Raw genomic sequence first — 20,128 nt, 5'->3', positions numbered from 1 at the left:
TCCTCACGCGCGGCACCTTCGAGATCACTTCTACCCCCGCCCGGCCGACCCTCCCCGGTGCCTGAGACGGTTATCGACTGCTCTGTGTGGAATGAACCACATTGCAGGCGAAAAGGCCGGGGCCACGACCGCGAGGGGGCGCCCATGCCGAGACCGTTCGCGTCGTCCGCGGACCTGGGCGACAAGACGCAGACGCTGGAGATCCTCGCCGACGGGGTGTACGCGCTCACGGCCGAGGGGGACCCCAACGTCGGGGCCGTGGAGGGCGAGGACTTCCTCGTCTGCTTCGAGGCCCTCGCCACGCCCGCCGCCGCGCGCGACTGGCTCGCCGTCCTGCGCGAGCACACCGACAAGCCCGTCCGCTACCTGGTCCTGTCGCACTACCACGCCGTCCGGACGCTGGGCGCGAGCGCGTTCGGCGCCCCGGTGGTCGTCGCGCACGACCTGACCCGCGCGCTGATAGCCGAGCGCGGCAAGCAGGACTGGGAGTCGGAGTACGGCCGGATGCCACGGCTGTTCAAGGACCCGGACGGCATACCGGGGCTCACCTGGCCGACCGTGACGTTCTCCGGCACGCTCACCATCGACCTGGGCGGCGACCGCGGCGACCTCGACCTGGCCTACTGCGGGCGCGGGCACACCGAGGGCGACATCGTGGCGTGGCTGCCCCGGCACCGGATCCTGTTCGCCGGCGACCTCGTGGAGACGCAGGCCGCGCTCTACACCGGCGACGCGTTCCACCGCGAGTGGGCGTCCCGCACGCTCGACCACGTCGACTCCTTCGGGGCCGAGGTCCTCGTCGGCGGGCGCGGCGCCGTCGCGCACGGCCGGGACGCCGCCCGCGCCGCCGTCCGGCAGACCCGCGACTTCCTGACCACGATGACCGAGGAGGCCGAGCGGGTCCGGCGCGGCGGCGGCACGCTCGGGGACGCCTTCGCCGCCGTGCACGCGGCGCTCGCCCCCGCCTACGGCGGCTGGCCGATCTTCGAGCACTGCCTGCCGTTCGACGTCTCCCGCCTCTGGGACGAACTGGACGGCGTCGAGCGCCCCCGGATCTGGACGGCCGAACGCGACCGGGAGGTCTGGGCGGAGTTGCAGGACTAGCCGGTACCGGAGAAGGGAGGCCCAGCGGCGGCAGGAATGTCCGGATCTCGTGACGACCCGGAGAGGGCCGGGACCCGCGTGGAAGGCTGGGAGGCGCCCGCGGGCACGGGGTTCCAGACGCGGAGGGAGTGTCGATGACCGAGCGGTACCGTCCCCGTCCGGTGTTCGATCCCGGCATCGCCGGCGAGGAGCGCGCGCTGCTGGCCGCCGCGCCCGAGCGGCTCGTCCCCGCCCGCATGCCCGCGCCCGCGCCGCCGCGCCTGCGCACCGCCACGGTTGCGGCGCGGATGGTGTGGATCCCGGCGTTCGCCCTCTTCTACGGCGTGCTGCCCGGCGGATGGCTGCGCGTGTGCTTCGTCGCCTCGCTGGACGACGACGAGCTGGTGGGCGGCGCGGTGCGCTGGGGCAGGCTGCCCGTGCTCGCGATGATGCTCACCCCGGCGCTGCAGGTCCTCCTGCTGCTGATCGGCCAGGTCGAGGCCGCCGTCGTCCTGGCGGCCGCGAGCTTCGCCGGCTGGGTCGGCGGGGCGCTGCGCTACGTCCGGGAGCCGGCCGCCGCCCGCGCCGCGCGCGAGCACCACGGCCGCTACCTGCTGCCCGCCGACTTCGACGAGCCCGCCGCCGCCCTGCTCGTCCGCGCCCAGCGCGCCGTCGACGCCGTCCTCGGCTCGCGGGCCCACTGCGCCGGGCTGCTCGACGACATCAACAACTCGGTCGTGCTGCCGCGGCAGGAGTGGGCGATCGCGGACGCCCTCGCCGAGCACACGCGGCTGCGCCGGGAGCGCCGCGCCCAGCGCCCGGAACGCCTCTCGCCGCACGTCCGCGCCCTGCTGGAGCCGCAGGACCGCGCCCTCGCGCTGTCGGTCCGCTCGGTCACCGGACGCATCGAGGCGCTGGAGGCGTACGCGCGCCGGGCGGGCGAGGCCGACGACGCCTACCACGAGTCCACGGTCCTGCAGGGGCTGCCCGAGCAGAACGCCCGCTACCGGGACCTGCTGGCGAGCACCGTAGGGGACGAGATGGCGGGGGAGGAGATCCGCGGGATGACCGAGGACGCCCGCCGGGCCGAGACGGCGCTGCGCGAGCGCGTCGCCGGAGCCGTGCGCGCCGGGCACGAGCTGGGCCCGCCGCTCGGATGAGGCCGGTCCGGGGACGGTTTCCGGGACGTCCCGCCGTGGCGGGGTCCTCGGCCGGTCAGTTCTCGGCCAGCACGATGACGCGGTCGTCGGCCGACAGCGTGAGCGGCGCGGTCTTGCCGGGGTTCAGCACCACCCCGTAGCCGGGCGGCTCGTGGAACCGCTCCGTCAGCCGGTAGCCGAGCGCGACCTCGCCGCGCCGCCGCGCCGACTCGATGAGCGTGGTGAAGTCGGCCTCGGCGCCCGGGGCCAGGTAGTCGCAGGCCGGCTTGAGGTAGATCTCCGAGCCCGCGGGGTCGAGCAGGTCGGCGAACACCTCGTACAGGTGCCGGTTCTCGCTCAGCTGGGTCAGCATCAGGCTGATCAGCTTCTCGCTGACCACGAAGTCGTCGGCCTTGGTGACCTGCGCGATCTCCCGGTTGGCGTCGTCGTTGATCTCGCTGACGATAGCGAAGGGGTCACCGATCTTGTCCTCGATGTCGCGCAGGTGCAGCAGCGTGACGAGGGTGCGGGCGTCGGCGTGCTCCCGCTCGTGGCGGGCGTCCGACAGCACGATGACCTTCTGGAAGGAGCCGAGGTCGAGGGACTCCAGCGCGGGCCGCTCGGTCGGCTCCGCCCGGATGAAGTCGATCTCGAGGTTGGCGTGCTCGCGCAGGGCCCCGGTCGGGTCGTCGCGGGGCGCCGCCACCACGAGCGCGGACCGGGGGGCGAGGAACTCGTCCAGCAGCTCGATGATCTTCGGGGCGCGGTGGTTCCAGCCGAGCATCAGGGTGCGCTCGGGCACCGGGGGCCGCGCGGTCGCCGTCGTGATCGCCGCCTCCCGGGCGGGCGGCGCGGGTCCGGTGGCGAGCCGGATCAGCAGGTCGTCCTCCGCCAGGATGATGACCTCGTCGTCGGCGCGGATCACGGTGTCCATCGGCGGGTTCAGCAGGACGGCCCCGTCCGCCCGCCGCAGTCCGGAGGGGACGCCGAGGTCGTAGGCCGACAGCGACTCCCCGAACGTCATGCCCGCGAGGGACGGCTCGGGGCGCATGTAGAACTCGTGGCCGGCGAAGTCCAGCAGCTCGGTGCAGACCTGCGACAGCCCCGACTGGCGGTGCGACTGGACGATCAGCCGGATCGCCACGTCGTCGGCGTCGATGACGTGCGCGGCGGGGCCGCCCGCGAGCCGGGCGGCGGGCAGGTTGGCCGAGTCGTGCACGGCGGCGACCACGTGCGGGCGGCGCCGCCCCCAGGGGCGGGCGCCGAGCGACAGCAGCACCTTGATGACGCGGGCGTCGGCCTCGTCGACCTCCGGCGTGACCACCATGATGGACCGCGCCGTGCCGGGGCTGACCAGCTCCACGTCCGCGACCTTCAGCGGGTCGCCGGTGCGGCACACGATCCTGGTGCGGCCGAGGTCGCCGACCCGCGCGCGGATGGCGTCCTCCATCTCGACCTTGTCGCGGTCGGCGAGGATCGCGACGCACGACCTGCGCCTGCTCTGGTTGGCCTCCACGAGCTCGGCCACCACGGTGAAGACCTGCTCGGACCAGCCGAGCAGCACCGTGTGGTCGTGCTCGACGATCCGCGACCGGCCCTTGCGCAGCTCGGTGATCTTCGCTTCCAGGCCGGTGGTGAGCACACCGATCAGCGAGCTGACGATGAAGATCCCGCCGATGGTGGAGACCAGCATCAGCCCGAGGAAGGGCGCGGTGCCGGCGTCGTCGCCCATCGTGCCCGGATCGAGCGTGCGCAGGAGGCTGCGCCAGACCATGCCGGGCCAGTGCCCGTGGGAGTCGCTGTCGCCCGGCGCGATCACGACCGCCGCGCTCGCCACCACCAGGACCAGCGCCACGGACGCGAGCCCGAGCCAGCCGATGAGCGCGGGCGTCCCCTTCGACATCGTCCGGTCGAACCAGTACCGGACCCTGTCCCGCCGCGTCACGCGTCTCAACGGGCCGCCCCCTCCGCCGTCGCTCCCGGCGCCAGCCTATTGTGTTGTCTCGCACCATTCCTGGCATTCTCTCCCTCAATGAGGGGAGAATTTTCGTCCCGCGCGCGCAAGGGGCCGGGGCGACGGAAAATCCGCCCCGGCCCCTCGGCGCGCCGGAACACCGCCGGCCGCGCTGCGGCCGCTAGTGCGCGGCTTCGTACTGCTCGATCACATTGGCGGGGATACGGCCCCGCTCATTGACCTTGATGCCGCGGTTCTTCGCCCACTCGCGAATCTCGGCGGAGCGCTCGCGGCTGCCCGCCGTGCGCGTCCCGCGGCCGCCCCGGCCGGGAGCCTTGCGCGCCTTGCGGGCGCCGGCCACGAACGGCTCCAGGCCGCTGCGGAGCTTGGCGGCGTTCTTCTTGCTCAGGTCGATCTCATAAGACGTCCCGTCCAGGGAAAAGCTGACGGTCTCGTCGGCCTCTCCACCGTCGATGTCGTCCACGAGAAGGACTTCGACCTTCTGTGCCATGCGGGGACTCCCTCTAGCTATGCGTCCGGCTTGGCGTCCGGATGTGCCTCGATGAATGCAGCATAGACCTCATCCGATATCTTGCCACGTTCGGAGACTTCGATGTCCTCTCGCAATGCCCACGCGCGGACATCGCCGTTCGTGTAGCCCTTGATCTTCGCGGTGCGGGACTTGCGCCCCTTCCCGGCGGGCTTCACCTCGGCGGCGTTCTCGATGAAGGGCGCGAGGGCGTCCAGGATCTCGCCCAGCCGCTTGTAGTTGTCATCGCTCAAGTCGATCGTGAACGTGCGCTCCAGGACTTCGAAGTCCCGCTTTGCGACATCGGCTCCTTCGGAGCCGTCCATGTCGTCCACCCGAATGACCTTCTCGGCCATGTGTTCTGTGACTTCCTTCCCCTCGCCGATGCGGCGACCTTGACCGTAGCGGATTTCGGGGGCGGTCATGGCGGCGGGACGCGCCGGGGGGACGGGAGAAGAAGGCGGGCCGCCCGCCGCGCACGGGCCGGCCGGCGCTGGAACCGGCGCGTGGCGGGACCCAAGTTCCGGTCAAGCGACGCATGGTGCGGTGATCCCGGGGTAGCCGCTGGAGCACGCGTGCGATCACCAGCACCGAGTCACCACCGAGTCACCATCGAGGGAGCTGCGAGCATGGTTGACCCCGCCGGCCGTCAAGACCGGAAGCAGGAGCAGCTGGACCGTCGGCGAGTGAGCCCGGAAGGGGCCCGGCTCACCACCGACCAGGGGGTCCGGGTCGACGACACCGACAACTCGCTCACCGTGGGCGAGCGGGGTCCGTCCCTGATGGAGGACTTCCATCTGCGCGAGAAGATCACCCATTTCGACCACGAGCGGATCCCCGAGCGGGTCGTGCACGCTCGCGGCTCGGGCGCCTACGGCCATTTCACCCTGCACGAGTCCCTCGCCGAGTACACGACGGCCGAATTCCTCTGCGACGCGTCGCTGACGACTCCGGTGTTCGTGCGGTTCTCCACCGTCGGGGGGTCGCGCGGGTCCGCCGACACCGTCCGGGACGTCCGAGGCTTCGCCACGAAGTTCTACACGCGGCAGGGCAATTTCGACCTCGTCGGCAACAACATGCCGGTCTTCTTCATCCAGGACGGCATCAAGTTCCCCGACTTCGTGCACGCGGTGAAGCCCGAGCCGGCCAGCGAGATCCCGCAGGCGTCCTCGGCGCACGACACCCTCTGGGACTTCGTGCAGCTCCAGCCCGAGACCATGCACATGATGATGTGGCTCATGTCGGACCGGGCGCTGCCGCGCAGTTACGCGATGATGGAGGGCTTCGGCGTCCACACTTTCCGGCTCGTGAACGCCCAGGGCCGGGGGACGTTCGTGAAGTTCCACTGGAAGCCCAAGCTCGGCACCCACTCGCTCGCCTGGGACGAGACGCAGAAGATCGCGGGGAAGAATCCCGACTTCAACCGGGCCGACCTGTGGGAGCGGATCGAGGCCGGCGACTTTCCCGAGTACGAGCTCGGCGTCCAGCTCGTGCCGGAGGAGGACGAGCACGCGTTCGACTTCGACCTGCTCGACCCGACCAAGCTCATTCCGGAGGAAGAGGTGCCGGTGCGGCGGGTCGGCACGCTGGTGCTCGACCGCAATCCCGACAACTTCTTCGCCGAGACCGAGCAGGTCGCCTTCCACATCGGCAATGTCGTGCCCGGCATCGACTTCACCAACGACCCCCTGCTGCAGGCGCGGCTGTTCTCCTACCTGGACACGCAGCTGATCAGGCTCGGCGGGCCCAACTTCTCGCAACTGCCCGTGAACCGGCCGGTCGCGCCGGTCCGCAACCACCACCGCGACGGCTACCACCAGACCGACATCCACCAGGGGCGGGCGAGCTACCACAAGAACTCGCTGTCGGGCGGCTGCCCCGCGGTCGGCGGCGAGGGCTCCTACACCCACTACCAGGAGCGGGTGGACGGCACCAAGATCCGTAAGCGGAGCGAGAGCTTCGCCGACCACTACTCCCAGGCGCGGCTGTTCTGGAACAGCATGTCCGACTGGGAGAAGGAGCACATCGTCGGCGCGTTCCGGTTCGAACTCGGCAAGTGCGACCACCGGCACATCCGGGAGGGCGTCGTCGCGCACCTCGGCCACGTCGACCACGACCTCGCCGTGCAGGTCGCCGAGGGCGTCGGGGTGGAGCCGCCGCAGGAGCCCGCCGCCGCCGCCCACGTCCGCACCTCGCCCGCGCTCAGCCAGGCGAACGCGCGCGCGGACTCGGTCCGGGGCCGCAAGATCGCGGTGCTGGCTGCGGACGGCGTCGACTCGGCGGCCGTCGCCGCGGTCGGCGACGCGCTCACCGAGGCCGGGGCGGTGGTCGAGATCCTCGCCGCGAAGGACGGCTTCCTCCAGGCGGCCAACGGCGGCCAGGTCGAGGTGACCCGCGCCATGCCGACCGTCGCGTCCGTCCTCTACGACGCGGTGCTCGTGCCGGGCGGCGAGGAGAGCGCGCGGACGCTCGCGCGGGACGGCGACGCCGTGCACTTCGTCGCCGAGGCGTTCGTGCACTGCAAGCCGATCGGCGCGCTGGACGCGGGCATCGGCCTGCTGGAGCGGGCCGGGATCGACAGCGTGCGGTTCTCGGAGGGCGACACCGTCAGCGACGCCGGCGTCGTCACCGGGCGGGGGCCGGGCGGCGACTTCGCCGCCAGGCTGGTCGAGGCGGTCGCGGCCCACCGGCACTGGACGCGCGCGAAGGACCACGTTCCGGCCTGACCCGCCTGCCGTGCCGCCTCGCGCTCGCGGGCGGCACGGATCGGGGGCCGGGGCCCGGCGCGGCCCGCGAGCCGCCGCGCCGGGCCCCGCCGCGCGCTGGCCGCATTCTGCCAATTAATTGTGGGCAAGGTCACAGCGTCGCGCCGATCGGCTCAATTGAATTCTAATCTGAAAATATATCTTGTGCGAATGTGCCGGGAATTCGCGCCGCCGGTCGGCCGCGAAGATCCCGCTCCGGTCCGCGCGGGGGGCGCGGTGACGTGCGCGGTCCGTGCCGCCCGCGGCCGGGCCGCGTCCTGCAAGCGGACGCTGACATGCGCTTTCCGGGCCGGAGGCGCCCTCAACGGAGCGTGTCCGGCCGGTGCCGGTTGCCGGAGCGGGCAGCCCGGCGCGGCCCGGACTGCCGGGGGGTGCAGTTCAGCATCCCGCATTTCTGTAGCAAGATGACGGCCGTCCGGTCGGCTTATCCGCCCTTCCCGAGAAGGGCGTCCGGTGTCGTTTTCGGCACGGGCCGACGAGCGTGGGGCCAGAAAAATGGAGGAAACGCGCGTGGCCGCGTCCGTCATCGATCGATTCCGTGGGCTCGCCGCAGACGAGCCCGACCCCCTCTCCCTCGATCTGTCCTTCGAGCACGCGCTCGACCCCGCGCCGGGCATGCCGCCGTCCGCCCGGACGGTCCGGATCCCGGTCGGGCGCGCCCTGCACTGAGGGGCCCCCGCCGGAGCGCCGGCACGGTCCGAGACACCCCGCAGCAGAGGAGTTGGCACGTGGACGAAGGAGCGTTCGGCAGGGCCGCCCAGGAACGGGCGATCGCCGAGGCCGAGGCGGAGATGGCGCGGCTGTGCGAGCTGCTCGCCGAGGGCATGGCGATGGGGGTGGACGAGGGCCGCGAGATGGTCGGCGGCGCCATGTCGGAGTTCCTCGTGGAGTTCTTCGACCTCGTCCGGGCCGAGGGTTCGCGGCCCGCGGTGAGGGGCGTGGTCGCGCTGCCGCTGCTGGTGCACGGGGCGGAGACCGGCGAGCCGGGCCCCGCCATGCCCGCCGCCGTGCTCCACCTGCTCTGGTGGGCGTCGGCCCGCTACCTCGACGGCCTCGCCGACCCCTCCGGAGCGCCGGCCCCCGCCGCGGGCGGGAAGGTGCTCACCGCGGTGGCCGTCGGAGGCCAGCTGCCCGGCAGGCTCATCGCCGGCCTGCCCGTCGGCCCCGCCGTCCGCGCCGCGCTCGCGGACGAGCTCTCGCGCGCCTGGGTGGACGCCGTGGACGGCCGGCTCCGCGGCCTCGCCGGGCGGCCGTCGAACGCGACCCGCGCGTCGGTGCTGCGCGGCTACGAGGGCGGGACGGGCGCGCCCTACGCGATGGCCGCGGCGTCGGCGGCCCGGCTCGCCGGGGCCGGCGACCGCCGGACCGCGGGCTGGCGGGCGTACGGGCGCGCCCTCGGCGTGCTGCGCCGGCTCGCCGACGACCAGCGCGACCTCGCCGCCGGGCGGCACGAGGACCTCGCCGGCGGCACCGCCACGTACCCGCTCGTCCACCTGCTGGCCGAGCTGCCCCCCGCGCGGCGCCGCGAGGCGCTCGCCCTGCACGCCTCCGCCCGCCACTCGGCGTCCGCGCGCGCCGAACTGGCGTCGTGGATGCTCGACGAGGAGGTCGCCGAGTCCTACGCCGCCTCCGTCGCGCCGCTGGCCGACCGGGCCCACGGCCTGCTCGACATGCTCGGCGGCGACCCGGGCCACCTGCGGGAACTGCGCCGGCTGGTCGACGGGACCGTCGGCCGCCCGCCCGGGCACCGGCTGGCCGTGGCCTAGGGGAGGACCGTCGATGACCGTCTCCGGCGGACTCCCGGAAGTCCTCACCGCGCACTGCCCGCGGCTCGCCGCGGCGATCCGGGAGGCCCTGCACGGCCACCCCGCGTACCAGCCGATCAGGCGTGCGGCGAGCCCGATGTTCGGCGGGCGCCGGGAGACCTGCGCCCGGCTGCTCGGCCTCGTCCTGCGCCGGTCCCCCCTCCCCGAGGACGACCGGGGGCGCTTCCGCGATCTCGGCGTCCTCGCCGCACGGCAGGCGGTCCCGCTGCCGGTGCTGTCGGAGGCCTGGGACCTCGCGCTCTCGGCCGCGGCGCGGAGCTGCTGGACGGTCGCGCCGCCCGGCTGCTTCGCGGAGATGGCCGAGCTGACCGGGCACGCGGCCCGGCTCGCCGCCGGCGCGCGGGAGGCCTGCATCGAGGGCTACGCGGAGGCGCCCCGCGAGGGGGCGAGGTCGCGGCCGCTGCGCCGGCTCCTCGCCGAGACCCTGATCGACGGGGCTCCCGCCGGGGTCATCGCGGACGCGGCCGGCGTCCGCCTCGCCTCCGCCTACCTCGTCCTGCGCTGCGAGGCGCCCGCGCTCACGCAGGAGGACTGGGAGCGGGAGAGCGAGCGCCTGGAGTCGTGGGAGGGCGTCCTCCACTCGGGCGGACCGGCGGGGCTCGTGGTGCTGTTCCCCGCCGCCGACCCGCTGCGCGCGGAGAACCTGGCCGCCGAGTTCGCCGTGGGCGTCGCCGCCCGCTCGCGCGGCCCGGTGCACGCCGCCGAGTCCTGCGGGCGCGGCATCGCCGGCATCCCGGCCGCGCTGGAGGAGGCGTCCCGCGTCCTGACGATCGCCAAGGCCATCCCCGACTCCGAGGACCGCCCCTACCGGGCCGACGAACTGCTGGTCGAGCTGGCGATCCTCGGGCAGCCCGCCATCCGCGGCCGGCTGGCCGCCGTGCTGTCCCCGCTCGACGCCGGCACCGACCTGCGGCGGACGCTGGAGGTGCTGCTCGCCTGCAACCTCGACCGCGAGCGCGCGGCGCGGGAGCTGTGGATCCACCGCCGCACCCTGCACTACCGGCTGGACCGCATCCGGGACCTCTCGGGCGTCGACCCCAGCTCCGCGCGCGGCATCCAGCTCTTCCGCGCCGCCCTCACCTCGGCGCGGCTGGCACGCCTGGAGCGCGAGGGCCGCCGCGCCGAGGACGCGTCCCTGCCGCCGCCGCTGAGCGCCTGAGGGGGCGCACGCCCCTCGGGCCGCCGGGAGCGGCCCGCCCGCCCCTATCGTCAGCGCGATCACCGCGCGGGCGGTGTCACGTGCCGGGCTGGAGCAGCACCTTGATGGCGCCGTCCCGCTTCTTCTGGAACATCTCGTACGCCTCCGGCGCCTTCTCCAGCGGCCAGCGGTGCGTCGCGAGGTCCATCACGCCGAGCGGGTCGGCCTCGTCGGCGGCGAGCGGCATCACCTCGTCGATCCAGCGCTTGACGTGCGCCTGGCCCATCCGGAGGGTGATTCCCTTGTCGAACATCTGCATCATCGGCAGCGGGTCCGTCATGCCCCCGTACACGCCGCTGAGGGAGATCGTCCCGCCTCGCCGCACGGCTTCGACGGCGGTCATGAGCGCGGCGAGCCGGTCCACCCCGAAGCGCGACATCAGGGGCGCGGCGGAGTTGCCCGGCAGGAAGCCGGTGAGGGTCTGCGCGAGCTTGGCGCCGGGGGAGCCGTGCGCCTCCATCCCGACCGCGTCGATCACCGAGTCGGTGCCGCGGCCCCCGGTGAGCTCGCGGACCGCCTCCGGCACGTCGTCCGCGTCCGACGCGTCGATCACCTCGATGCCGTGCCGGCGCGCCATCTCCAGCCGCTCCGGCACGAAGTCGACGGCGATCACCCGGTGGCCGAGGTGGCGGGCGACGCGGGCCGACATCTGCCCGATCGGCCCGAGTCCGAGCACGGTCACCGACCCGCCCTCGGGGATCTCGGCGAAGGCGACGGCCTGCCAGGAGGTGGGCAGGACGTCGGAGAGGTAGACGAACCGCTCGTCCGGCGGGCCGTTCGGGACCTTGATCGGCCCGAACTGGGCCTGCGGCACCCGCAGGTACTCGGCCTGCCCGCCCGGCACCTGCCCGTACAGCCGGGTGTAGCCGAACAGCGCCGCGCCCGTGCCCTGCTCGCGGACCTGCGTCGTCTCGCACTGGGCGAACAGCCCGAGACCGCACATGTGGCAGTGCCCGCACGAGATGTTGAACGGGATGACCACACGGTCACCGGGCTTGACGTGCGTGACGTCCGGCCCGGTCTCCTCGACGACGCCCATCGGCTCGTGGCCGAGGACGTCGCCCTCGCTCATGAACGGCCCGAGCACCTCGTACAGGTGCAGGTCCGACCCGCAGATGCCGGTCGAGGTGACGCGGATCACCGCGTCGTTCGGCTCCTTGATCTGCGGGTCGGGGACCTCGTCCACGCGGACGTCGCGCTTGCCGTGCCAGGTGACAGCCTTCATCGTGCTCCTCCGGTGGGACGGACTCCGTCCCAGGCGGCCGTACCCGTGCGACCAGGGCGAAACGTCCCGTGCCCGGCTCTCAGGGGCAGCGGTGGGCCCGTGCGACGGCGCGCACCGCCGCCCTCCTCGTCGCCCACAGGTGGGACGCCCCGGGCCGGTACGCCTCCGGGCCGGGCTCGGGACGCAGCCGGAACCCGCGCGCGTCGTGGGCCTCCCAGCCCGTCCGGCGGCCGCGCAGGTTCAGGACGTGCGTCACGGTCCCGGCCTCGTGCCCGTCGTGGCGCAGATGCCAGCGGTGGGCGTCCCGGTCGGCGGTGGTGAACTGGTAGAGCCGCCAGCCCGGCCCGAGGCGGTGGGCCAGGTCGAGCGTCACGAGCGGCTCCTCGGCGGCGGGGGGCCTCGACCGCGCCGGGGCGGGGACGAGTTCCGCGGCGGCGGGCCGGCGGCCGTACTCGCGGACGAGCCGGGCGAGTTCCCTCGCGGCCTCCGCCAGGGTGCGCGCGGCCTCCGCGAGCCGCTGCTCCTCCGCGGGCGGCGGCGCGCCGGCGCCGGCGCCGGTCTCGTGGCGCGCCCGCGCCGCCGTCCTGCGCGCCCTGTCCAGCCGGTCGAGCGCGCGGGCCGCCTCGTCCCGTGCGGCCGCGACACCCGCCTGCACGTCGGCGTCCTGCGCCCGAGCGGTCTCCGCGGGCTCGCGGGCCCGCGGGGGCAGCCGGTCCTTTCGCATCGGGGGGAGCTCCTTCGCACGTGCTTTCTCAGCGCACTTCCCCAAGTTCCGGGCTTAATCCCTCGCGCGGTTCGAGAGCGGCGCCGCCCGGCCCGCGCCGGGGAGGCGCCGGACAGGGCGTCCGGCCTGGTGGGGGAGCGTCGAGGGCCGGTCGCGCCCGCCCCCGCCGCGCGTTTGAAACAGGCCTGCGCGGCTAGTTGCCGGATGGGGTCGGACGAGGGAGGGGAGGCCGGGATGACGACCGTGCAGGGACGCCCGGACACGAGCGTCGGCGACGCGCTCGCGAGGCACCGCAAGGGGACCAGGGTCGGCCACGTCCTGGCCACGACCGACCACAAGATGGTCGGCTACCTCTACCTCGGGACGTCGTTCGCGATGTTCCTGGCCGCCGGGCTGATGGCCATGGTGATGCGGACCGAGCTGCTGGAGCCGGGCAAGCAGGTGGTGAGCAACCACACCTACAACGAGATGTTCACCATCCACGGCACGATCATGATGCTGCTGTTCGCCACGCCCCTGTTCGCGGGCTTCGCCAACGTGCTCGTCCCGCTCCAGATCGGCGCGCCCGACGTGGCCTTCCCGCGGATGAACGCGCTCACCTACTACCTGTTCCTGTTCGGCGCGCTCATGGTGCTGGCCTCGTTCGTCATGCCGGGCGGCGCCCCCGGGTTCGGCTGGTTCGCCTACACCCCCCTGTCCACCGAGACCTACTCGCCGGGCCAGGGCGGCGACATGTGGGCCATGGGCCTGATCGTGTCGGGTCTCGGGACGATCCTGACCTCGGTGAACATGATCACCACGATCATCGCGATGCGCGCCCCGGGCATGGTGATGTTCCGGATGCCGATCTTCACGTGGAACGTGCTGCTGACCAGCCTGATGGTCCTCATCGCGTTCCCGGTGCTGACCGCGGCCCTGTTCGCGCTGGAGGCCGACCGCAGGCTCGGCGCCCACATCTACGACCCCTCCAACGGCGGCGCGCTCCTCTGGCAGCACCTGTTCTGGTTCTTCGGCCATCCCGAGGTCTACATCGCGGCGCTGCCGTTCTTCGGGATCGTCACCGAGATCATCCCGGTCTTCAGCCGCAAGCCGCTGTTCGGCTACCTCGGCATGGTCGGCGCCACCATCGCGATCACCGGGCTGTCGATGACGGTCTGGGCGCACCACATGTTCGCCACCGGCGGCGTGCTGCTGCCGTTCTTCTCCATCACCTCGTTCATGATCGCGGTCCCGACCGGCCTGAAGTTCTTCAACTGGGTGGGGACGCTCTGGAAGGGGCAGCTGACCTTCGAGACCCCGATGCTGTTCGCGCTCGGGTTCCTGGTGACGTTCCTGTTCGGCGGGCTGACCGGGGTCATCCTGGCCTCGCCCCCCATGGACTTCCACCTCACCGACTCCTTCTTCGTCGTCGCCCACCTGCACTACGTCCTGTTCGGCACGGTGGTCTTCGCGATGTTCGGCGGGTTCTACTTCTGGTGGCCGAAGATGACCGGCCGGATGCTGAACGAGACATGGGGGAAGATCCACTTCTGGACGCTGTTCGCCGGCTTCCACACCACGTTCCTCGTCCAGCACTGGCTGGGCGCCGAGGGCATGCCGCGCCGCTACGCCGACTACCCCGACCAGTTCGCGACCCTGAACATGGTCTCCTCGATCGGCTCGTTCGTTCTCGGGGCCTCGACGTTCGCGTTCCTGTGGAACGTGGTGTGGTCCTGGCGGCACGCCGAGCGCGTCGAGACCGACGACCCCTGGGGCGCGGGCGGCTCGCTGGAGTGGGCGACCTCCTGCCCGCCGCCGCGCCACAACTTCACCTCGATGCCGCGCATCCGGTCCTCGCGCCCCGCGTTCGATCTGCACTACCCGCCGAGGGAGCCGCCGCAGGAGGCCGAGCCGGCGCTGCCCCCGCCGGGGTCGTCCGGCTGACTGGGCCTTCAACTGAGGGCGGCCGGTCAGTCGCCGCGGCCGTCCCCCGCGGGGCCCTCGCTCAGGTCGCCCTGTCCGCCGCCGTGCGACTCGGCCTGGTAGTTCATGTAGAAGCGGTTGACGCGGGTCCGGACCTGCGTGCGGGCGCGGTCCGGCGTCGGCAGCGGGATCACGTGGTGCGGGTAGGGCGCGACCAGTTCGCCGGGCCGCCGGGCCTCCATCACCGCCTCGGCGTCCTCGGACGGCTGCTCGTGCCGCTCCCGGAAACCGCCGTCCGGCGTCAGCGAGATGAGGCCGCTCTCCACGCCCTCCTCACGCGTGCGCAGGTCGCGGCGCTGAAGGCTCAGGCAGACCCGCCGGGTGACGGCGAAGGCCGCGATCGGGAACACGAAGAACCCGGCGCGGAAGAACCAGGTCGTCCAGAACAGCGGGATCTTGAAGGTCGCGGAGATGATGTCGTTGCCGCCCGCCGCCAGAAGGCCGCCGTACCAGGCGACGGCGGCGGCGCCGATCGCGGTCCTGGTCGCGGCGTTGCGCGGCCGGTCCAGCAGGTGGTGCAGGCGCTCGTCCCCCGTGGCCCAGCGCTCGACGAACGGGTAGAGGCCGATGAGCGTGAAGAACAGGCCGGGCAGGATGACTGCCGGGACCAGCACGTTCCACGAGACGGTGTGCCCGAAGAGGGTCGTGGACAGGGGCGGCATGATGCGCAGCGAGCCTTCGAGGAACCCGACGTACCAGTCGGGCTGGGAGCCGAACGACACCTGGTCGGGGTCGTAGGGGCCGTACAGCCAGACGGGGTTGATCTGGAAGAACGCCGCCATCGCGGCCAGGACGCCGAACGTGTAGAGGAAGTAGGCGGTGCTCTGCACGGCGAAGTGGGGGAAGGTCGGCTCCCCGGTCACCGCCCGCTCCCGCCGGCCCCTGCCGGGGAAGATGGTGTGCGTCTGGTGCCACAGGATCATCAGGTGCGCGGTGATCAGGGCGAGCAGGATCGCCGGGACGATCAGGATGTGCACGGTGAACAGCCGCGGGATGAACTCCTCGGCGGAGGGGAACTGCCCCCCGAAGACCCAGAGGGCCGCGTACGTCCCGATGACGGGGATCGAGAGCACGATGCCCTGGAAGATCCGCAGGCCGGTGCCCGACAGCAGGTCGTCCGGGAGCGAGTAGCCGGCGAACCCCTCCGCCATCGCCAGCGCGAACAGGGTCGTGCCGATCACCCAGTTGATCTCCCGCGGCTTGCGGAACGCGCCGGTGAAGAAGATCCGCAGGAGGTGGACGCAGATCGCCGCGACGAAGACGTTGGCCGCCCAGTGGTGGATCTGGCGCATCAGCAGCCCGCCGCGCACGTCGAACGACAGGTCGAGGGTGGACGCGTACGCCTCGCTCACCCTGACGCCCCTCAGCGGGGCGTAGGAGCCGTCGTAGACGATCTCGGTGCCGCTCGGCTTGAAGAACAGCGTCAGGTAGACGCCGGTGAGCACGAGGACGACGAACGCGTAGAGGGCGATCTCGCCGAGCAGGAACGACCAGTGCTTGGGGAACGCCTTCCGGATGTTCTTCTCGAGGAACCCGGCGGAGCCGAGCCGGTCGTTGACGCCCCAGAAGAGTCTCGGTATCCGCTCGAATTTCGCCCCTTCGCTCCCGATTTGTCCTGCCATAGCGGTCTCCCAGGCCGGGCGGTGATGTCCCTGGGCGGCTACCCGGGGCCGGTGGGGGCAAACGCCGCGCGCCGGCGGCCCGGAGGCGCTCAGCCGCTGGCCGCGTAGAGGACCTCCCGCATGCCCGGGACGGTCTCCCTGTCGGCCCGCCAGACAAGGCGGAGGACCAGGTCAGGGACCTCGAAGGCGAGCGGGACGAGGGCCCTGGCGGCCAGCCTGCCGCGGACGGCGAACTCGGGGAGCAGCGCGATGCCGAGGGACTGCTCGGCCCAGGACGCCATCACGGTCACGCTCCCCGCCCTGACGCGTTCCACGGCGTCCCCGAGGAGCCGCTCGCCCGCCATCCAGAACGAGCACGCCGGCACGTTGACCAGCAGCCTCTCGCCGCGCAGGTCGCCCGCGGCCAGGCGCGGCGCCCCGGCGAGCCGGTGGCCGGGCGCGGCGACGAGGACGAGCGGCACCGGCTCCAGGTCGAGGAAGTCCAGCGGCGCGGGCGGCGGCGTGAAACCGAGCCCGCCCACGTCGGCTCCGGCGTCCAGCAGCAGCGCGGCCTCCAGGTCCCCGGCGGCGACCTGGTCCAGGAGCCGGTCGCGGGCGGCGTCCGACCGCACGTCGACCCGCAGGCCCGGCCGCCGCTCCGCCAGCCTGGCCAGGACGCGGGGGACGTGGGCGGCGGCGATCGACTCCAGCGCGCCGAGCCGCAGCACCGGCCGCTCCCCGGTGACGTCGCGGCGGGCCTCCTCGGCCTGCCGGAGCAGGCGCCGCGCCCAGCCGCGCATCCGCTCGCCCTGCTCGGTCAGCCGCATGCCCTTCGGGCCGCGGTGGAACAGCGGCACGCCGAGCGAGGCCTCCAGCGCGCGTATCCGCTCCGACACCGACGACGGCGCGAGGCCGAGCGCGTTCGCGGCCTCCGTGACGGTCCGGTGGGCGACGACGGCCTCGAACGCCCGCAACTGGCGCAGTTCCACGCCGGTGCCAACCCGGGCCGCGCGTTCGGATATTCCGAACGGCGCGTGCGGCACCGCCGGTGGAGCCCGCGGCCTCGGATTCCGAGACTTGGGCGCCATGAGCTCGGTTCTCTCACCCGCACCGGCGGGCACGGCCCCCGGACGGCGCGGCCCCGCCCTGCTGGGCATCTCGCTCGGCTACTTCATGGTGCTCCTCGACACGACCGTCCTGTCCGTGGCCGAACCGGACCTGGCCCGCTCCCTGCACGGGACGGTCGCGGGCCTGCAATGGGCCGTCACCGGCTACACCGTCGTGTTCGGCGCCCTGCTGCTGTCGGCGGGCGCCGTCGCCGACCGGTACGGCGCCCACCGCGTCTTCCGCGCGGGAATCGCGGTCTTCGGCGCCGGATCGCTGCTGTGCGCCGCCGCACCGGACCTGTGGACGCTCGTCGCGCTGCGCGCGCTCCTCGGCGCCGCCGCGGCGGCCTGCGTGCCCGCCTCCATGGCGATGATCGCCCGTCTCTACCCGCAGCCCGCCGAGCGCGCCCGCGCCGTGGCGGCCTGGGCGGCCACGAGCGGCGCCGCGCTCGCGGCCGGGCCCGTCGCGGGCGGCGCGCTGGTCGGCCTCGCCGGCTGGCGCGCGATCTTCCTCATCAACGTGCCGCTCGCCGCCGCCGTCCTCGCGCTCGCGGCGGGACGGGCCGTCCGCTGCCCCCGCGGGTCCCGCCGCCTCGACGGGGCGGCGCAGCTGCTCGCCTGCGCCGCGCTGGCCCTGCTGACCGACGCCCTCATCGCGCTGGGCGCCGGTGCGCTCGCCCACACGGCCGCCTCGGCGGCCGGGGCGCTCGCGGCCGGTGCGGCGTTCGCGGTCCGCGAGCGGGGGAGCGCGGCGCCGGTCCTGGTCCCGGCGGTGCTGCGGGCGCCCGGCATGCCCGCCGCGCTGGCCGCCGGCGCCGCGGTCAACTTCGTCATGACCGGCGTGCTGTTCGTGCTGCCGCTGGTGTTCCAGCGGACCCTCGGCCTCACGCCGCTCCAGAACGGCCTGGCGTTCCTGCCGATGACCCTGCCGTTCGCGTTCAACCCGCTGCTCACCGGGCGGATCGTCGCGCGCACCGGGCCGCGCCGCCCCGTCCTCGCCGGGCTCGGCCTGCTCACCGCCGGGGGAGTGCTGTTCGGGGCCGTGCTGCTCGGCGGCGCGACCTATCCGCCGCTCGTCGCCGGCCTGCTGTGCACCGGGTTCGGAGTCTCGTTCGCCCTTCCCGCCCTCGCGACCATGGTCGTCGCCTCCGCTCCCGAGGGCGCCGCCGGAGCGGCGGGCGGGCTGCTGAACGCCGTCCGGCAGCTCGGCGCCACCCTCGGTGTCGCGACCATGGGCGCGTTCGCGCCGGTCGGCTCCGGGGGCGGCTCCCGCGACCCGGCCTACGCGCTGTTCGTCGCCGCCGCGGTCTGCGCCGCCGTCCTGGCGCTCACACCACGCGCACGTTCGCCCCGGACGCCTTGAGATCGTCCCGCAGGGCGCGGATGTCGGTGCGCAGCCGCTCGGCGGCCAGCGGGTCCCGTTCCAGGCCGCCGAGGCCGTCCTCGATGAGGGCGAGCTCGGCGGCCCGGAGCCGCGCGAGCAGCCGCCGCGACTCCCCGACCGGCACGCCCCACTGCTCCTTCCTGCGCCACTTGCGGAAGGCGAGCACGTGGCCCTCGCCCGGCACGAGGACGCCGCCGGCGGTCTCGGCGTGCACCGTCCGCCGGAAGTGCGAGAGGTAGCGGCGCCTGGACAGGCGGTAGGCGACGATCGCGGCCAGCAGGATCGGCGCGCCCTTCACCGGCATGAGCGCCAGCCCGGACAGGACGGGTGCGTCCCACCACGAATGCAGCGCCATGGCGAGGACGAACGCGCTCACCGCGGCGGTCACGTGCGCCCTGGAGAGCCGCCCTATCAGGCAGCCGAGGCCCGCGCCGCCCACCGCGGTCATCGCCCAGTGGCTCCACCACGCCCCGCCGACCACCCGGCTGCCGAACGAGAAGAAGGCCGCGTTGGCGTCGTGCGTGGCGCCCGTCAGGATGATCGTGTTCAGGACGTACAGGAAGTTCTCCGCGAACTGGAAGCCCAGCCCGGCCAGCGCGCCGTAGCTCCACCCGTCCAGCGGCCCGCGGACCGCGGCCGGCGCCATCAGCGCCAGGACCGCGACACCGAGCAGCTTCAGGGTCTCCTCGTCCACCGGCGCGGCGATCGACGCGCCCCACGCCGCGTTGAAGCCCGGCCCCGCCGTCTTCCCGAGGACCCCCTGGAACGCGGCGTTGGCGGGAAGCGCCGTCCCGAACGCGGCCAGCCCGCCCCACGCCACCGCGGCCAGCGCGTACCCGAGCGGCGGCGAGCGGACCGGGTGCAGCCGCCGCAGCAGCCACACCCCGGTGGCCAGCGCCGGCGCGAGCAGCGCGAGCCCGGCGACCGCTCCGGTGGGGAAGGCGGCGGCGTGCCCGCCGATCCCGCGGAGCGCGATGAGGGCGCCGAGCAGGCACGCCGCCGCCCACAGCCAGAACGCGGGCCGGCGCGCGAGGGCCCCGCCGGTCATCCCCATGTCGCCGCGATCCTGATCGTCCGCACCATGGCCTCGACCTGCGGGGAGACCTCCCGGAAGGCGTGCGGCGGCCCGGTGGCGGTGACCGCCGCGCCGAGCGTCCCCCTGGCGAAGACGGACGCCGAGCCGACCCGCTCGCGACCCGCGAGCCGTCCCGTCAGCCCGGTCAGGCCCTGCGCGGTCGTGACCGGGACGGGCCCGGTCCCGAGCCGTGTGTGCCCGCCCGCGGCGACGATCCGGCCGAGCCCGCCCCACAGCGCCCGCGCGTCCGCCGACCCCAGCGGGACCACCACGCTGAGGTCGAAGACCACGTCGCCGCTGAACAGCTCGGCACTGTTGGACAGGGAGGTGGAGCCCCTGTTCAGGGCCCAGCCGGCCGAGGTGACCGAGAACGTCACCGGGCGGACGCCGCCGCGCTCCGTCCCGACCGACACCACCGTGCCCGGCGCCAGCGGCTGCCCGCGGAGTCCGAGGACCCGGTCGAGCAGGGGAAGCCCGGCGCCGAGGACCAGCAGCACGAACGCCACGGCGCCAGTGCCCCACCATTTGACCCGCACCACGCGACCCCCCGACGTGCG

The 20,128-nt window shown here is 73.7% G+C and carries 17 protein-coding genes; 8 read left to right on the top strand and 9 right to left on the bottom strand.

The annotated features are described in order from the left end of the window. Positions 1-144: 144 nt before the first annotated feature. Both FKD65_RS08240 and FKD65_RS08235 read left to right on the top strand, forming a co-directional pair. Complete coding sequence (locus FKD65_RS08240) at positions 145-1,104, top strand: MBL fold metallo-hydrolase (protein WP_141576901.1); 960 nt, start codon at positions 145-147, stop codon at positions 1,102-1,104. Between the two features lie 134 nt (positions 1,105-1,238). Then, positions 1,239-2,243 (top strand): hypothetical protein, encoded by a 1,005-nt coding sequence (locus FKD65_RS08235; protein ID WP_141576900.1) that lies wholly within the window; start codon positions 1,239-1,241, stop codon positions 2,241-2,243. Between the two features lie 55 nt (positions 2,244-2,298). Here the strand turns inward: FKD65_RS08235 and FKD65_RS08230 are convergent, their stop codons facing one another. From FKD65_RS08230 to FKD65_RS08220, 3 genes are all read right to left on the bottom strand, one after another. Beyond that, the gene (locus tag FKD65_RS08230) at positions 2,299-4,167 is read right to left on the bottom strand and encodes a potassium transporter TrkA (RefSeq protein ID WP_368367268.1); all 1,869 of its coding nucleotides are present in this window, start codon (positions 4,165-4,167) and stop codon (positions 2,299-2,301) included. 190 nt (positions 4,168-4,357) lie between these two features. Next, the gene (locus FKD65_RS08225) at positions 4,358-4,687 is read right to left on the bottom strand and encodes an Lsr2 family protein (RefSeq protein WP_141576899.1); all 330 of its coding nucleotides are present in this window, start codon (positions 4,685-4,687) and stop codon (positions 4,358-4,360) included. A gap of 17 nt (positions 4,688-4,704) precedes the next feature. After that, positions 4,705-5,130, bottom strand: coding sequence for a histone-like nucleoid-structuring protein Lsr2 (locus tag FKD65_RS08220; protein ID WP_240810025.1), 426 nt, complete (start codon positions 5,128-5,130; stop codon positions 4,705-4,707). 204 nt (positions 5,131-5,334) lie between these two features. On the opposite strand from FKD65_RS08220, the gene FKD65_RS08215 reads away from it, so the two are divergent. From FKD65_RS08215 to FKD65_RS08205, 4 genes are all read left to right on the top strand, one after another. Next, positions 5,335-7,431 (top strand): catalase, encoded by a 2,097-nt coding sequence (locus FKD65_RS08215; RefSeq protein ID WP_141576898.1) that lies wholly within the window; start codon positions 5,335-5,337, stop codon positions 7,429-7,431. A 549-nt stretch (positions 7,432-7,980) separates the two neighbouring features. After that, entirely contained in the window at positions 7,981-8,139 is a 159-nt protein-coding gene (locus tag FKD65_RS44080) for a hypothetical protein (RefSeq protein WP_168220985.1), read from the top strand. A 59-nt stretch (positions 8,140-8,198) separates the two neighbouring features. Next, a complete protein-coding gene (locus tag FKD65_RS08210; protein WP_141576897.1) occupies positions 8,199-9,236 on the top strand; it encodes a hypothetical protein in 1,038 nt (345 codons plus the stop codon). 13 nt (positions 9,237-9,249) lie between these two features. Next, complete coding sequence (locus FKD65_RS08205) at positions 9,250-10,455, top strand: CdaR family transcriptional regulator (protein WP_141576896.1); 1,206 nt, start codon at positions 9,250-9,252, stop codon at positions 10,453-10,455. Between the two features lie 76 nt (positions 10,456-10,531). Here the strand turns inward: FKD65_RS08205 and FKD65_RS08200 are convergent, their stop codons facing one another. Continuing rightward, on the bottom strand, positions 10,532-11,719 hold the full coding sequence (locus FKD65_RS08200; RefSeq protein ID WP_141576895.1) for a zinc-dependent alcohol dehydrogenase: 1,188 nt from the start codon (positions 11,717-11,719) through the stop codon (positions 10,532-10,534). 79 nt (positions 11,720-11,798) lie between these two features. After that, positions 11,799-12,443 carry a hypothetical protein gene (locus FKD65_RS08195; protein WP_141576894.1) on the bottom strand — a complete coding sequence of 215 codons (645 nt, stop codon included), beginning with the start codon at positions 12,441-12,443 and terminating at the stop codon, positions 11,799-11,801. 234 nt (positions 12,444-12,677) lie between these two features. Between FKD65_RS08195 and ctaD the strand changes: the two genes are divergently transcribed. Continuing rightward, positions 12,678-14,366 carry a cytochrome c oxidase subunit I gene (gene ctaD / locus FKD65_RS08190; protein WP_141576893.1) on the top strand — a complete coding sequence of 563 codons (1,689 nt, stop codon included), beginning with the start codon at positions 12,678-12,680 and terminating at the stop codon, positions 14,364-14,366. Positions 14,367-14,392: 26 nt separating this feature from the next. On the opposite strand, the gene FKD65_RS08185 is transcribed toward ctaD, so the two are convergent. Beyond that, positions 14,393-16,027, bottom strand: a complete 1,635-nt coding sequence (locus FKD65_RS08185) for a ubiquinol-cytochrome c reductase cytochrome b subunit (protein WP_141576892.1) — start codon at positions 16,025-16,027, stop codon at positions 14,393-14,395. An 89-nt stretch (positions 16,028-16,116) separates the two neighbouring features. Further along, positions 16,117-16,995: a LysR family transcriptional regulator gene (locus FKD65_RS08180; RefSeq protein WP_141576891.1), complete on the bottom strand. Its 879-nt coding sequence runs from the start codon at positions 16,993-16,995 to the stop codon at positions 16,117-16,119. Between the two features lie 97 nt (positions 16,996-17,092). Between FKD65_RS08180 and FKD65_RS08175 the strand changes: the two genes are divergently transcribed. Further along, on the top strand, positions 17,093-18,475 hold the full coding sequence (locus tag FKD65_RS08175; protein WP_205718602.1) for an MFS transporter: 1,383 nt from the start codon (positions 17,093-17,095) through the stop codon (positions 18,473-18,475). On the opposite strand, the gene FKD65_RS08170 is transcribed toward FKD65_RS08175, so the two are convergent. Together FKD65_RS08170 and FKD65_RS44075 are read right to left on the bottom strand one after the other, a co-directional pair. Further along, positions 18,441-19,550, bottom strand: coding sequence for a PrsW family intramembrane metalloprotease (locus FKD65_RS08170; protein ID WP_168220984.1), 1,110 nt, complete (start codon positions 19,548-19,550; stop codon positions 18,441-18,443). The genes FKD65_RS08175 and FKD65_RS08170 overlap by 35 nt on opposite strands. Next, a complete protein-coding gene (locus FKD65_RS44075; protein WP_168220983.1) occupies positions 19,541-20,110 on the bottom strand; it encodes a hypothetical protein in 570 nt (189 codons plus the stop codon). Before FKD65_RS44075 ends, FKD65_RS08170 begins: the two co-directional genes overlap by 10 nt. Between the last annotated feature and the right edge of the window lie 18 nt (positions 20,111-20,128).

The sequence above is a fragment of the Actinomadura sp. WMMA1423 genome (genome assembly GCF_006547145.1).
GTDB lineage: Bacteria > Actinomycetota > Actinomycetes > Streptosporangiales > Streptosporangiaceae > Spirillospora.
The sequence above is the reverse complement of the archived record's forward strand: the minus strand, read 5'-3'. Positions and strand labels throughout refer to the sequence as shown.